Genomic DNA, 14,745 nt, shown 5'->3' on the forward strand with positions numbered 1-14,745 from the left:
AATGCATACATGCACTGTGCTCAAGTGCATGCATTGACATAAAATGGCGAGATGTTGAGCTGACAGCGAAATCCCTTACAGGGGATAAAATATTCTTACATTTAGATAGTTACAGTTAACGATCGTAATCTTCTTCCATTCTGCGTTCTTCGTCTTCTAACTGACGCCGTTCTTGATCAAGCTGGCGCTGACGGTCATCCAGTTGGCGACGTCGATCTTCAAACTGGCGGCGGCGATTGTCATATTGCCTGCGCCGGTCGTCACTCATCTGGCGCTGCCAGCTTTCATCACGGGAATCATCATAATCCCGCCCGTTGTCCGGTTTGTATGCGTCGTTTATCGCCTGCTGAATATTACCAATGGCGTCATCGATAATATCCGCCTGCGCCGATACGGTGGTCAGCATCAGCAAACTAAAAAGAAGGAATGTCGCGGAGCGTTGCATAAAACCAGCCTCATCAAGAAACTCGCCCCAAGGTAACCAAAGCGTATTTGCGCGGGTAGCGGAGGAATCTCAATTACGCGAATGCCGCAGCGCCTGCGCCAGTTCTCCCCGGGTAAAAGGCTTACGCAATAGTGCCACATCCGGCAGCGCCGGGTTATGCGCCGGGCGTAAATCCTGACCGCTCATCAGCAGGATGGACAACTGCGGATAATGTGCCTGGGCATGGTTAACCACATCCACGCCGCTTAAACCACCTGGCAGCATTAAGTCACTGATAAAAATATCAATCTCGGATGAAGCCGCCAGCATATGCATCGCCTGTTCGCCGTTGGCGGCCTCTAACGTCAGGTAGCCCAGCAGGTGTAATTGCTCGCACAACGTCTGGCGTACATCTTCCTCATCCTCGAGCACCAACACCAGTTTTTCATCGTTGGTCGTTGTGTGTTGCGCTACCGCTTCCACTTGAGCCTGCACCGGAACAACGGCGCGAGGCAGTTGCAGCCGGACAGTCGTTCCCTGCCCGGGGGCGCTTTCAATCTCCACCCGGCCACCGGACTGGCGCACAAAACCGTAAACCATCGACAGCCCCAGCCCACTGCCGCTGCCGGTCTGTTTGGTGGTGAAAAAGGGCTCGAAGACCTGCGCTTTCACTGCCTGCGACATCCCACTTCCCTGGTCGGCTACCTCCAGCATCACCATGTCCTGCTTACGCCCATCGCTGCGCGTAACCCGTTGATTCCAGGTACGGATTTTTATCGTGCCCGCCTGCCCGTCCATGGCGTCACGGGCGTTCATCACCAGATTGATAATGGCGTTTTCCAGTTGGCTGACGTCAATCCACGCGGGCCAGGCAGGCGACTGGGCTTCAATCTCCAGCGTCAACGTGGCCGGAAGAGAGTGGCGCATCAGTTCGCCCAGGTTTTCCAGCAGCGTTTTCAGCTCCACCGCATGAGGGTGCAATGACTGTTTGCGCGAAAAGGCCAGCAGCCGTTGGGTAAGCAGCGCCCCGCGCTCGGCGGCTTTTAGCGCCCGATTGACCCGTGGCGCATCGGGCGACTCCGGATTCACCAAATCCAGACTGCCAATAATCACTGCCAGCAGGTTATTGAAATCATGCGCTAATCCACCCGTCAGTTGCCCCACCGCCTTCAGCTTTTGGCTGTGCAACAGCGCTTCTTCCAGCCCCTGACGCTCGGTGCGATCGATTTCCATCTGGCTGGTTTTTTCTTTTAGCAGTCGGGTGGTGTGCTCCAGCGATGCCGTATTGCGGGCAAAGACGCTAAAGGCGCGGGCCAGCTCGCCCAGCTCATCGCGCCGCTGCAGGGCCGGGACACTGACGTCTGATTCACCGTGCGCCAGCCGGGTCATCGCCCGCGAAATGGCCGTTAGGTTGGAGCCGAGATTACGGTAGATATACCACCCGGCAAAACCGGTGATCACCACCGCCAGCAGCGCAAACACTAAAATAAACAACGCGCCGGATTGCAGTTCCTGATGGCTTTGCGCCACCCGCTGCTCTGAGATCAGCGCCACCTGCGAGGCATACTGGTTGATATCGCTGTTGAGGATCGCCACCAACGCTTTGATGTGGAACATATACCAATTGATGGCCAAATCGCTTTGCTCCAGCGCGGAAGAGAGCGGCTCCAGCTTATGCAGCTCCTGGTTGAAGTCGTTGAGGATACCGCTAATCAGCGGATTGGCATGAAGCAAGGGAAGAGCGGGCATCACCGCATCCAGTTGTTTCACCACTGAACGCGGCGTGGGCGTGTCGATGGCGGCAACAATTAAGCGGTCCATCTGCCCCAGCAGCACATCGTCCTGCGCGCCGGTGAGCTTTTGCAGATGACGTAAATAGCTTTGATTCTGATACAGTGAACTGAGCAGCGCGTTACGTTCCAGGTGCCGCCGCTGACCGCGCTGCAACATCCCTTCCACGCTGCTTTGTAGTTCATTACTGCGCTGGATAATTCGCTCGACCAGCCCCGGCTCCTGCTGCGCCAGCGGTGCGGTAGCCAGTTGTTCCAGCGACTGCTTCAGCGCCCTTTGCGTCTCCTGCAGCCGCTCCGCTTCGCCTTTGTATTCCAGCGCCCCGACTACCTGCGACAGCCGCACCGCCGCTGTCGCCACGTTCGCCGTATCCCGTGCCAGGTTCATGCTGCCGGTCATGTCGTCAACGGTTTGCTGCTGCACCTGCTCCTGGATCTGGCTTGCGTGCCGAAACCCCAGCACCGCCACGCCGCTCACCATCAGCGTGACCGCCACCACCAGCAGATTGAAGAACAGCAATCGTCCACGCGCACTGGCGAAAAAGTGACGTCCCGGTTGCGGCATATCACGCTCCGTGAAGAAAAATCGCAATATGACAAATATGAACGGCTTCTGACATTTTGCATTTACATTCCTGTGATGGACTGCTGATATCGGCAACCCCACAGGAGATCCGCCATGAGCAGGACACCGGTTCTGGAGATGCGCAACATTGCTAAAGCGTTTGGCAAATTTTACGCGCTGAAAGGGGTCGATTTAACGGTCTGGCCGGGCGAGATTCATGCCCTGATGGGCGAGAACGGTGCGGGGAAAAGCACCCTGATGAAGATCCTCGCGGGCGCCTATGCCGCCACCAGCGGTGAAATCCTGATTGACGGTCAGCCGTTTCACATTCGCGGTCCCAAAGATGCACTCAGCGCGGGCATCACGCTGATTTATCAGGAGATGCAGCTCGCGCCGAACCTGACGGTGGCAGAAAATATCTTTCTTGGCAGCGAGCTGTCGCGCGGCGGTCTGGTCCAGCGTAAAGAGATGATCATGCAGTCACAGAAAGTCATCGATCGACTCGGCGCCCAGTTTAAGGCCAGCGACCGTGTGATGACGTTGACCATCGCCGAACAGCAGCAGGTTGAAATTGCCCGTGCCCTGCACCGTAACAGCCGCATTCTGGTGATGGATGAACCCACCGCCGCCCTCTCCTCACGTGAAACCCACCGCCTGTTTGAACTGATCATGCGCCTGCGCGATGAGGGGATGGCGATTATCTACATCAGCCACCGCATGGCGGAAGTTTACGAACTCTCCGATCGCGTCAGCGTCCTGCGCGACGGGCAATATGTTGGCAGCCTGACCCGCGACAAGCTCAACGCCTCGGAGCTGGTGCGCATGATGGTGGGCCGTCCGTTGAGCGATCTGTTCAACAAAGAGCGCGATATTCCCTTAGGTAAAGCACGCCTCAACGTCCATCACCTTACCGACGGCCATAAGGTCCAGCCGTGCAGCTTGCTGGTGCGCTCCGGGGAGATCGTCGGCCTGGCCGGGTTAGTCGGCGCAGGGCGTTCTGAACTGGCGCAGCTGATTTTTGGCGTGCGCAAAGCCATCGGCGGCATGATTGAAGTGGACGGTGAACCGGTGGTGATCCACTCCCCGCGCGAAGCAATTGACCACGGCATTGGCTTTCTGACGGAAAACCGCAAAGAGCAGGGATTATTTTTAGAGCTGGCAGCGGCAGAAAACATCACCATGGCAACGCTGGAACGTGACGCGAACTGGGGCATGCTCGATCGCAAAAAGGCGCAGGCGATTTCCGATGACGCCATCAAATTGCTCAATATTCGCGTCCCGCATGCCCAGGTCCGCGCAGGCGGCTTGTCCGGCGGCAACCAGCAAAAGCTGCTGATTTCGCGCTGGGTGGCGATCGGGCCACGCATTTTGATCCTCGATGAACCGACGCGCGGCGTGGACGTCGGCGCCAAAAGCGAGATCTACCGGATCATGAACGATATGGCGCGCAAAGGCGTGGCGATCCTGATGATCTCCAGCGAACTACCGGAAGTGGTCGGGATGAGCGACCGCGTGTACGTCATGCGCGAAGGCAGTATTGCCGGCGAGCTGAACGGACAAAGTATTACCCAGGAAAATATTATGACGCTGGCAACCGGCGTGAACGACTCCCATCATCAGGCGGTGCCCCATGAATAATCCAACCACTCCCCAGCAGGTGGCGAAATCCGCCTCCGCAAAAAAAATGCTGATGAGCGATCTGATGCAAACGGTCGGTATCTTACCGATTCTCATCCTGATAGTGGCGGTGTTTGGCTTTATCGCGCCTAACTTTTTTACCGAAAGCAACCTGCTGAATATTACCCGTCAGGCGTCGATCAACATCGTGCTGGCCGCTGGCATGACCTTCATTATTTTAACCGGCGGCATCGATCTTTCGGTTGGTTCGATTCTCGGCACCACCGCCGTCGCAGCCATGGTGGTTTCTCTCATTCCTGAGTTTGCCATGCTGTCAGTCCCTGCTGCACTGTTGCTCGGCATGGTGCTGGGGTTGTTTAACGGCGCGCTGGTCGCTTTTGCCGGCCTGCCGCCGTTTATCGTCACGCTTGGAACCTATACGGCGCTGCGCGGCGCGGCCTATCTGCTGGCGGATGGCACGACGGTGATTAACTCCAACATCAGCTTTGAGTGGATCGGCAACAACTATCTCGGTCCGGTTCCGTGGCTGGTGGTCATTGCGCTGGCGGTGGTGGTGGTGTGCTGGTTCATTCTTAGGCGCACAACGCTCGGCGTTCATATCTATGCGGTTGGCGGCAATATGCAGGCCGCGCGCTTAACCGGGATCAAAGTGTGGCTGGTGCTGCTGTTCGTCTACGGCATGAGCGGTTTGCTCTCAGGTCTTGGCGGGGTGATGAGCGCCTCGCGGCTGTACAGCGCCAACGGCAACTTAGGTATGGGTTACGAACTGGACGCCATCGCGGCGGTGATCCTCGGCGGCACCAGCTTTGTTGGCGGGATCGGCACCATCACCGGCACGCTGGTGGGGGCGTTGATCATCGCCACGCTCAATAACGGCATGACGCTGATGGGCGTCTCCTATTTCTGGCAATTGGTGATCAAAGGGGCGGTGATCATCATAGCGGTGCTGATCGACAAATACCGTACCCGACACCATCAAAGTGCATAACAACAACATCTTACATCGAGGAATACAGCATGAGATTGAAGCCCTTAGTCACCGCGCTCTGTGCTGGCGCACTGCTTGCTAGCGCTCCGTTTGTACAGGCAAAAGAACTGAAATCCATCGGTGTTACGGTGGGCGATCTGGCCAACCCGTTCTTCGTGCAGATAACCAAAGGCGCGGAGCTGGAAGCACGCAAACTGGCCGGTGATAACGTTAAAGTGACGCTGGTTTCCAGCGGCTACGATCTGGGCCAGCAGGTGTCGCAAATCGACAACTTTATTGCCGCCAAAGTCGACATGATTATCCTTAACGCAGCCGACTCCAAAGGCATCGGCCCGGCGGTTAAACGCGCGAAAGACGCCGGGATCGTGGTGGTTGCCGTTGACGTAGCGGCGGAAGGCGCAGACGCGACCATTACTTCCGATAACACTCAGGCAGGTGAAATGGCCTGTAAATACATTACCGACCGTCTGAAAGGGAAAGGCAACGTCGTCATCATCAACGGGCCGCCGGTTTCCGCCGTCCAGAACCGCGTGGAAGGCTGCCAGACTGAGTTTAAACGCCACCCGGACATCAAGGTGCTGTCGCATAACCAAAACGCCAAAGGCAGTCGCGAAGGCGGGCTGGAGATCATGACCGCGTTGCTGGCGGCGAATCCGAAGATCGACGGCGTATTCGCCATTAACGATCCCACAGCGATCGGCGCCGATCTGGCGGCAAAACAGGCGCAGCGTAGCGAATTCTTTATTGTCGGCGTAGATGGATCCCCAGACGGCGAAGAAGCCCTGAAGCGCGAAAACTCACTATTTGTGGCGACGCCAGCACAAGATCCGCAGGTGATGGCTGCCAAAGCGGTCGAAATCGGTTATGACATATTACAGGGGAAACCCGCCCCGAAAGAACCCGTGCTGATCCCAGTGACGATGATCGATAAAAACAACGTCGGCAGTTATAAGGGTTGGACGGTGAAATAAGTGCTGGGCCGCCTGATACCTCTCCCCACGGTAAAGACAGTATAAGAAATTGAAGAATAAGCGCCCGTCAGGGCGCTTTCCTCATAAAAATGGAACATAGTAAATACCCATTTCCTGCTCAATTTTATCACTCACGAATATAGAAAAAAACAATACCGCTATAAAAATAACCAATATACCAACCACAAAAGGAACAATAGAATACCAGGGATGAATGTTGAAGGTTTCCTCTGACACTAAACAGAGATACCCAGTACACCATAAAATAATTGAGCATGCGGATATAATTTTCCAATAATTCGAGAAGTCTGCTATGTCAGGAGCAGGTTTACGCCCTGGATATTTAGCCGCGATTATCCCGGATTGAATAGTATCTGCAGATTTACTGGCGAATAATTGGTGTCCTTGCCCGTATTTTGCAGCATCCGCAGCCAACGCTAATACGACCCAGCGCTGAACCTCAGAGCCTTTCCCGGTGACGGTTTCCAGATCATATATGCTATCAGGGAGAATGCCCGTTTTTGCATTTTCTATTGCACCAGATATTACGAATTTTGACTGTTTATCCAGCGAGTTGAACCATAATCTTTTAATTTTATCAATTACCACTTGCTGAGCGGAGAGATATGTATTCACTATTTCATCGAGATAATACGGTGTACTGTCCATCATGCGTAATAAATATAATGGTGTATCTTTACTTTCAAGGAACCTGTCATCGGTGAAAACAAATGCGTTTGCACTTTCAAAAAAATCAGAGTCATTTTCGCTGTGCAATTCAACTGTAACAATTAGATTATTTTCAAACATATTAAAACCAATCCAGTCGTTGATTAAATAATAATCAGGGCATTCATGGAGGATTTTTATTTCCCCAATTTTATCTTTGGGGACGCTCAAGCTTTCAAGCACCGTTTTGAAGCTATTACCTATAGAGTCATCTGCTCCCTTAACATATAGCCAGGTCTTAAAGGGAGAATATTGTCTAGCAAGAGAGTTTTTGAGTGGCTCGATCAACTGCCTTAGTACTTTATCAACTCTGATGTCATCCATAGAATCAACTTCAATAGCAATTCTTAACGGCGTTGCGGCGCCTGTAGGTGCCTCACCCTCTAGTTTTTGCATCTTTAGCGCCAGCTCTGATACTGGAAGAATTGATGAGTAATCTAAAAGAGGTAACGCCTGTCTGGCCCAATTTTGCCATCGATTCATACCATATTTTTCAAGGAAATCCGCATAACAAAATGGATAAGCTATAAAACAGTAAGCCATCCCTACAGCGCACCAGATCACTAATACTAGTATCAACGGGGTTGATAATGTAATCGATATCAATTCACCAGTAACTTTTTCTCCCTGCTGCCAATTTAATATACTGTATGTTGTAAAAACTAAAAATATACCAAAGCTAATGACCAGCATAGTAATCAGCGGAAATTTTCCTACATCCTGATACGGATTCTTGTTTGGTCTCTTCCATTTATTCATTTGCTTGTCCCCGCTGTTGGCAGTGTGGTTTTTATTGCACAACCGCATGCAGCCCTACACCCATCCACAACAACACCTCTACCGTCCATTGTCCAGGTTGGTTCAAAATCAAGTATGGGAAAGGTCCCTTTATGCGCAATACAAACAACAGTATCCCCCATTAAAGCGACGGGAATTCCCATAAACTTGCTACCAGAAGCTTTGTTCACATACCCACCGTTTTCCAGCGGGTCATTTAGTCTGATTACACCTTTCATATTATTTCCCTGCATCCATATCGCAGTACATCCGGGTCCAGCCCTTATAGCCCACCACTTCTGGTTCTTTGTCCGGCAGGTTTTGATAGTTGGCCTTATATCCCTCCGTTAAATGGGCCAGGGATGCTTTCATAAACACCACTGTTCCCCAGGCAGCACCTGGAGATTCAGGACGGGTATGACCATAATAATATTTTCCTTTAGATTTTTTCTTTCCGTCTGTATATATAGAGAGATAGTCGGTATCATCGAAGTATTGATAATCTATACCCGGACCACCCGGCTTTAAACGCGGGTCGTCAAATGGGTATGAACTCATATATAAATGATTCTGCGCCGTGGTAATAAACGCCTGGTTATTGACCACCACCACTTTTTTTATTTCTTTTCCTTCAGGATAGTCACGCATAACCCCATCGGAGTTTCTCTCCAGCGCCCGGGAAGAGGCCATATAGTCTGCTACCTGCCACGTTTGTCCGTAATCTTTAGATATCTTGTAAGCATCTGGCTCCCATCGTGGTATCAGAATATACTTATCTGATGGGTGAATATATACACCGGAAAAGATCTGATACGTTGAATAAACGCCATTTACTAATTCTTTATGTATATTCCGCCTGATATCATGATACCAAAGCGCTCCCTCACAATTATAGCCTTTTAATTCCAGATATCGGTTATCATCATAGCGATAAATAATCTGTGAGGGTGTTCTTTTTGTACAGGCAGCGATAGCACATAGCGAAATAGTTCCGATCATTATTTTTAACGCACTTCCCTTATTCATAATTTATCCTTAAACGTTAAGCGGTTTGGGCATATCCCATTGCAGATTATTTCCCTGCATCCATATCGCAGTACATCCGGGTCCAGCCCTTATAGCCCACCACTTCTGGTTCTTTGTCCGGCAGGTTTTGATAGTTGGCCTTATATCCCTCCGTTAAATGGGCCAGGGATGCTTTCATAAACACCACCGTTCCCCAGGCAGCACCTGGCGATTCAGGTCTCATATGGCCGTTCACATACTCGCCACTGGATTTATGCTTGCCTGGTCTGTAGAGATAATACGTGTCATCAAAGTATTGATAATCTATACCCGGACCACCCGGCTTTAAGCGCGGGTCGTCAAAAGGGTATGAGCTCAGATATAAATGTCCTTGTGCAGTGGAAATAAATGCCTGATTATTAACCACCACCACTCTTTTTATTTCTTTTCCTTCAGGTCTATCTACCATATTCCCATCAGAATTTTTCTCTTGCCCCTGAGATGGGGACATATACGTTGCGACCTGCCACGTTTGTCCATAGTCTTTAGATATTGTATATGCACCGGGTTCCCATTCAGGAATAAAGATGTATTTATCCGATGGATGGATATATATCCCAGAGAATATCCTGAAGGAAGCAAATACTCCATCATATATCTCTTTATGAATATTTTTTTTACCATCGTGATACCAAAGTGCTCCCTCACAATAATAGCCTTTTAACTCCAGATAACGATTATCGTCATAACGATAAATAACCTGTGAGGGTGTTTTTTTTGTACAGCCAGAGATAACACATAGTGAAATTGCTACGACGATTACGCTTACCACATTTCCCATTATCATAACTCATCCTTAAACGTTAAGTATTTTGGGCATATCCCATTGCAGATTGGGTGTCTCGGTATTATATATTTCATTATGTCTGGCAGGTTTAACCGTTGTTGAATGGCAATATTCGTTAACCACGCCAAACGTTCCTGTCGGTAAAATATCATCTGGTTTATTCATATATATTTTTGTTTTCCTGTCGTTTAGCTCTCCTGATTTATAATATTCAACTGCTTCCTGAAGACCGTTACGCTTCATACGCCAGTCCCCGCGCAGGAGTAGCTCGGTCCAGAATTCTCCGCAGCGGTGATCAAATGCTCTGCATATTCCCACCGCCAGATCGAAAGGCATCGCTTTCGCGGGGGCATCTTTCGACATAACAATAGAGGAATGCTGGCTGTAACCAACCTGCTCTGATTGCATCCATTCTTTTTGCAGCTCATCCGGCGTTTTTTCATAAATCAACTGAACGGTCTTATTGTATCCCCCGCCCAGAACAACGCCTTTGGTATAAGGCTTGCCATATTTTTTGGCGAACATCGTAAGTTCAGTGGGCGTTAATTCCTGGCCCGGCTGTAAATAATCGAAACCTGCGCCGCTGAGATTTTTGAAATCTGTCTCAGTGCGCGCAATAACCGTGGCTTTTGCAGAAAATGAGATGTCCTGATCGGGTGAACCCGGCGCTATCGAATATTTATACTGACTTCCCGCGCCCTGTAACTGATGCCTGAAGGTAACGGGGAGCTGCTCGCCGTTAACAACCACATCCGCAAACGTATATTGTCTGGTCGCGCCCGTATCCTGATCAAAACAATCCTTTTCTAACGCCGGCATTTCAAAAGGGACGCTCAGCGGGCTGCCGCCTATTTCCGGACCATTTTCACAGAAAACCCGCTGGCGCAGATTGTCTATTCCGCTGGCAATGTTATGGGGGACTCCCCGCCAGCCCAACCCCTGCACGTTAAGTAATGAAACCACACTGTCATTGGGGCAAAAATAGTTATATACCTTGCCAAAGTTATTACGCGTATAGAGTTTATTCTGCCGCCACTGTGAATTGGTTTTACTCAGACAAATTGCGCCTTCTAATTCATCAATCTCGGCCTGCGTGTGATATTCCCCCTTGCCGTATCTGGCGTTGGTCGCCATCAACTGGCAGAAATTGCGGAACGTCTGCTGTCGGGCGCGATCCGTCTGGTGATGTCCGGGCGTCATCCCTTCAGCAGCCGTTTTTTCCAGGGCGTAGGGAGAATGGTTGAGGATCACACAATCGGCGGGATCGGCACCAGCTGCTTTGACCAGCATATTGGCGAGCATGGTAATAATCGTTCCCTGGGAGTGCGCAATAATATTAATGGGATCGAATTTTGTTGCCGGTTCTCTTCGAATCATCAGAATTAAATCGGCCAGCCGCTGCGCGGCAAAAAACTGATAAATTCGGTGCGGGTTATCATAAATTGGGTGCGTAAAATCCCCGGCATTCAGATGAAATGAAGCAAATCCTGCCGCAGCGTTCGCCAGGCCGCCGGAGCCAGGGCCTAGCATATCCGGAATAGTGGTTGTCGCATTGGCAAAGGTACCCCCGCCTTTGGCATACACATCATCGAGAACATTACCAAAATTATCATTCTGATATTTCAACGTGGTTTGAGGAATGTGTCCTAACTTTGCCAGCGTTGCGTTGTCATCTTCCTGGTAGGCGTTATAAGGCAGTTTTGCGGCGTCTCCTGATTTAGCCCGCTCATCGCGATAACGCCGCTGATCGTCAATATACGTTGCATGGTCAACAGGTTTATATCCCCAGTAAAATGGGATCACCGGACTGCGCCCGGGCATTTTCACCTGCTGCTGCTCGCCATCGCCCATATCCATTTTGTACTGATGCCATTCATGCGGATACATATCCGTGCGACCCATACGTTCATTCAGGCCAGCGATAATACCCTGCTCCTGATTCTGATAGGCCTCGCCCACATCGTTGACGCCGTGCACAAGGATCACAATGCAGGGCATGGAATACTTAACGGGCACGTCGCAGACCGCCATTTTTCCGCCCGTAGATTTAGGCACGCCCTGTACACCTGTCGCCACCACCTGCGGATTAAAGGGACTGTTACTCATTTGGCAAAATCTCCATTTTCATTTCATCCATTTCCGTCATATCCAGTAACGGCGTCATGCCTTCATCGTTGGTAACACCTTCAATGATTTCACCGGAGGCCTTAGTCAGTCTGAATTTTGTTTTTTTCAGAACATCGTCCGTATTTCCATAACCATGTAATTTAATGCGGCGGTGAAACTGGTCTTCCTGAAAAACGGGGGATTTATCTTTAACGGATTCCGGCCCGCTCCAGTCAAGGGTGGTGCCTTTGAGCTGCACTTTTGCGGGAGAGAATATTTTTACTGAGCCATCTTCATTTATTCGAATACCGCCCCCTCCACACAGCAACTGAATATTCTTTTTGGCGCTGATGGTCACATTGCCGTTCATACTTTGAATATGAAAATGCTTATCCGAAAGCAGGCCCATTTCGCCGCGCTGCGCCTGGACGGAAATATCATCTTTTGCGGCGATAATTTTGATCCCGATCGCTCTGCTGAAAAGCGATAAGCCCTGCCCGACTGCCATGGAGAGTTTCTTAAAAACGTTAAAACTGCCGTTATTGGCCGCGTTCAGCGACAGATCTTTGTTTGCCGACAGCGCCATGGTTTCCGGTGTAAGCAGAGCCATACCGTGATCGGCATAGGCCACCAGCCCCGAGCGGGTGAGCTGTTGAAGCGCGGCGTTAAGCTGCTGCTGTTGCTCCATTTCAACGTTTAACGCTTGCGCCGTCAGGGCGCTTTGCTGAAGAGAAGTTGCCAGCACAAGGGCTGCCTGTAGCTGTTGAACGACTGCATTCATGTCGAGCTGCTGGCCCTGGGCTTTTGGCTGCGCCTCTGTCGTCAGCAATATTCCCTTTGCAGCCCTCAAAACAGCCCGGTCATCGGTGCGCAGTTCTGCGCCTTCACCGCGCGGCTTACCACCTGCATCAACAAGATGTCCCATGTTCAGCTGCGTTTTAGCGTACTCGGTACTCAGCTTGACGTGTTCCTGCCCGCGCCGGTCTTCCATCCGCAGCTTATTGAGACCCGCAGTGCGGATGACATTGCGGGTATTATTGCGGCTGGTAACGGGGTCAGGTTTTGGCGCATGATGCAGCGCATGGGCAATGAAAGGTCTTTCCGGATCGCCACCTTCAAACGCAATGGCAACCTCCGCACCCTGAATGAGTGGAAAGTGATGACCATAAGTATCGCCGGCATAAATCCGCGCCAGACGGACGGGCATACTTTCATAGCCTTGCCTATGTTGGTCGAGGTCAAAATCAAACTTCACCCAATAGCGCCCCTGCAGATCGATGTGGGCATATTGGTCATTGTCTATTCGAGATGAAACAATTGCCGGAACCGTACCCGCGATACGCGGTCTGGGTAGCGGCTGCGGTCGAAAGCAAACGCGCTCATTGTAGGGAATACCGAACAGTTGGGATTGCAGGGCTGCATCACGCCTGCCCGTCACTCGCATTGCCGTTACCACAAAGCCCGAAGTGAACGCCTGCGGAATGGTACCGTCGATTTTAAGCACCATACCTGGCACGATCGATGGACTGGTGGTCACGCCGCTTAAAACGGACTGATTATTAAGAATAATTTCGTGATGCAGTTTGGCGTAGAACCAGCTTGATTCGCCTGGTTGTTCCTCCGCAAATTTCGATCCCGGCTGGTGATGAATATCCGCATAACGATAATCCACTCCATACGTCGTCGACGTTTGTTCAGCTCCCTCGGCATCAACATTGAGTATTAGCGAATTGGCAAGCCGATAGTCAAAGTTCTTTGCTTTAACGGCTGCGGAAACAACGTTGTGCTTTGATACCAGCTTATCGATCGAATAATCATTTGCTGTCAGACCCGCATGAGATGCATGCATAATCTTTTGATCGAAGATATACCGGCTTTGTGAATCGCTGAAGATAAGCACCATAATGTGCGGAACGGCATGATGATTTTCAATTCTGAACCAGATCCCAACTTCTGACAGGATGCGGCTGATAAACGCTAAATCTGACTCATCCCACTGGACGATCATTTCCCGGTTAGGATACATACAAACAAGATTATCAAAGTCGATTTCATAATCGGCAAAAGCATGTTCTTTGAGGATCTGCGTGACCAAATTCGGCACATTTATGTTCAGGTAAATAGCCGATCGCTTGCGTCGAGAGAGTAATGCAAGCTTATGCTCCAGCCTGATTTCGTACAGTGATTCATCCGCTGATGTGCTAATAAGCGAAAATGACGTAATGACGCCTTCAATTTGTCGTTCATATAGCCACATTTCAGAACCCTGAATATATTTACTCCAATTATGATTAGGTGCTCTGATTTTCAGCGAGCCTTCAATATTTAGAAGTGAATCAGGAGGGATGTTTTTTAGTTTTGATGTAAATGTAATCTTATAAGTGTATGGTTTACTTAAATTTTCATGACCTTCAATTGTTTCAACATCAAGCCACCCTAACTTACCTTCGCCCCTTACGGAGAATAAATATTTATTTATACTCTCCTCTGAAACTATACCTTCCAGATTATAGAACCCTGAACCTTTTTTCATTATCGCATCCCTTGCCAAAAGAAAGTAATACATAAGAAATAAAGTCCAGTCAGCATATCAATAATAACTAAAAAAGGTTATTTTTTATTGAAAAAATCTGGAAGTGATTTAATTATTATTAGTCAAACACGTAATATAACCCTGGAATATAAATAAACGATTAACTGGCGAGATTTTATATTCAATGAAATTGATTTTTTAACAAAAAGATTTATAAAACGCCGCATTCGTTTTTTCACCGCGAGGCAACAATCCAGCGTTCATATCCAAATGGTTCCAGAAAACTGAGATGTGACTAAAAAAACGAACGCATTAACCCAATGATTTACAATAACATTTATGAAAATATTCTTTTCATTTATCATTTTATTG

The 14,745-nt window shown here is 49.9% G+C and carries 11 protein-coding genes; 3 read left to right on the forward strand and 8 right to left on the reverse strand.

Annotation, left to right across the window (positions count from 1 at the left end):
- Positions 1-115 precede the first annotated feature (115 nt).
- Together yjdP and SK33_RS21615 are read right to left on the reverse strand one after the other, a co-directional pair.
- Positions 116-445, reverse strand: coding sequence for a DDRRRQL repeat protein YjdP (gene yjdP, locus SK33_RS21610; protein WP_003031807.1), 330 nt, complete (start codon positions 443-445; stop codon positions 116-118).
- A gap of 69 nt (positions 446-514) precedes the next feature.
- Entirely contained in the window at positions 515-2,779 is a 2,265-nt protein-coding gene (locus SK33_RS21615) for an ATP-binding protein (RefSeq protein ID WP_048219902.1), read from the reverse strand.
- 114 nt (positions 2,780-2,893) lie between these two features.
- Between SK33_RS21615 and SK33_RS21620 the strand changes: the two genes are divergently transcribed.
- Genes SK33_RS21620 through SK33_RS21630 form a run of 3 tightly spaced genes read left to right on the forward strand, consistent with a single transcriptional unit; the run spans position 2,894 to position 6,376 of the window.
- Positions 2,894-4,417: a sugar ABC transporter ATP-binding protein gene (locus tag SK33_RS21620; RefSeq protein ID WP_048219903.1), complete on the forward strand. Its 1,524-nt coding sequence runs from the start codon at positions 2,894-2,896 to the stop codon at positions 4,415-4,417.
- The gene (locus tag SK33_RS21625; RefSeq protein ID WP_003031803.1) at positions 4,410-5,405 is read left to right on the forward strand and encodes an ABC transporter permease subunit; all 996 of its coding nucleotides are present in this window, start codon (positions 4,410-4,412) and stop codon (positions 5,403-5,405) included. The genes SK33_RS21620 and SK33_RS21625 overlap by 8 nt, the downstream gene beginning before the upstream one ends.
- A 29-nt stretch (positions 5,406-5,434) precedes the next feature.
- Positions 5,435-6,376, forward strand: a complete 942-nt coding sequence (locus SK33_RS21630) for an ABC transporter substrate-binding protein (protein WP_048219905.1) — start codon at positions 5,435-5,437, stop codon at positions 6,374-6,376.
- A gap of 81 nt (positions 6,377-6,457) precedes the next feature.
- On the opposite strand, the gene SK33_RS21635 is transcribed toward SK33_RS21630, so the two are convergent.
- From SK33_RS21635 to SK33_RS21660, 6 genes are read right to left on the reverse strand one after another with little or no spacing between them, the layout of a single operon-like run.
- A complete protein-coding gene (locus tag SK33_RS21635) occupies positions 6,458-7,864 on the reverse strand; it encodes a hypothetical protein (RefSeq protein ID WP_048219907.1) in 1,407 nt (468 codons plus the stop codon).
- The gene (locus SK33_RS21640; protein WP_048213898.1) at positions 7,861-8,121 is read right to left on the reverse strand and encodes a PAAR domain-containing protein; all 261 of its coding nucleotides are present in this window, start codon (positions 8,119-8,121) and stop codon (positions 7,861-7,863) included. Before SK33_RS21640 ends, SK33_RS21635 begins: the two co-directional genes overlap by 4 nt.
- Position 8,122: 1 nt before the next feature.
- Complete coding sequence (locus tag SK33_RS21645; protein WP_048219909.1) at positions 8,123-8,908, reverse strand: T6SS immunity protein Tli3 family protein; 786 nt, start codon at positions 8,906-8,908, stop codon at positions 8,123-8,125.
- A gap of 46 nt (positions 8,909-8,954) precedes the next feature.
- Positions 8,955-9,734 (reverse strand): T6SS immunity protein Tli3 family protein, encoded by a 780-nt coding sequence (locus tag SK33_RS21650; RefSeq protein ID WP_003031795.1) that lies wholly within the window; start codon positions 9,732-9,734, stop codon positions 8,955-8,957.
- Positions 9,735-9,743: 9 nt separating this feature from the next.
- Positions 9,744-11,840 carry a T6SS effector phospholipase Tle3 domain-containing protein gene (locus SK33_RS21655; protein ID WP_048219911.1) on the reverse strand — a complete coding sequence of 699 codons (2,097 nt, stop codon included), beginning with the start codon at positions 11,838-11,840 and terminating at the stop codon, positions 9,744-9,746.
- Positions 11,833-14,373 (reverse strand): type VI secretion system Vgr family protein, encoded by a 2,541-nt coding sequence (locus SK33_RS21660; RefSeq protein ID WP_048219913.1) that lies wholly within the window; start codon positions 14,371-14,373, stop codon positions 11,833-11,835. Before SK33_RS21660 ends, SK33_RS21655 begins: the two co-directional genes overlap by 8 nt.
- Positions 14,374-14,745 lie beyond the last annotated feature (372 nt).

Source organism: Citrobacter sp. MGH103 (genome assembly GCF_001034475.2).
Taxonomy (GTDB): Bacteria; Pseudomonadota; Gammaproteobacteria; order Enterobacterales; family Enterobacteriaceae; genus Citrobacter; species Citrobacter freundii.

Coding starts and splice junctions, on each gene's coding strand:
- SK33_RS21655 (WP_048219911.1), bottom strand. CDS start 11,840: ATGAGTAACAGTCCCTTTAATCCGCAGGTGGTGGCGACAGGTGTACAG.
- SK33_RS21660 (WP_048219913.1), bottom strand. CDS start 14,373: ATGAAAAAAGGTTCAGGGTTCTATAATCTGGAAGGTATAGTTTCAGAG.
- SK33_RS21635 (WP_048219907.1), bottom strand. CDS start 7,864: ATGAATAAATGGAAGAGACCAAACAAGAATCCGTATCAGGATGTAGGA.
- SK33_RS21640 (WP_048213898.1), bottom strand. CDS start 8,121: ATGAAAGGTGTAATCAGACTAAATGACCCGCTGGAAAACGGTGGGTAT.
- SK33_RS21645 (WP_048219909.1), bottom strand. CDS start 8,908: ATGAATAAGGGAAGTGCGTTAAAAATAATGATCGGAACTATTTCGCTA.
- SK33_RS21625 (WP_003031803.1), top strand. CDS start 4,410: ATGAATAATCCAACCACTCCCCAGCAGGTGGCGAAATCCGCCTCCGCA.
- SK33_RS21620 (WP_048219903.1), top strand. CDS start 2,894: ATGAGCAGGACACCGGTTCTGGAGATGCGCAACATTGCTAAAGCGTTT.
- yjdP (WP_003031807.1), bottom strand. CDS start 445: ATGCAACGCTCCGCGACATTCCTTCTTTTTAGTTTGCTGATGCTGACC.
- SK33_RS21630 (WP_048219905.1), top strand. CDS start 5,435: ATGAGATTGAAGCCCTTAGTCACCGCGCTCTGTGCTGGCGCACTGCTT.
- SK33_RS21650 (WP_003031795.1), bottom strand. CDS start 9,734: ATGATAATGGGAAATGTGGTAAGCGTAATCGTCGTAGCAATTTCACTA.
- SK33_RS21615 (WP_048219902.1), bottom strand. CDS start 2,779: ATGCCGCAACCGGGACGTCACTTTTTCGCCAGTGCGCGTGGACGATTG.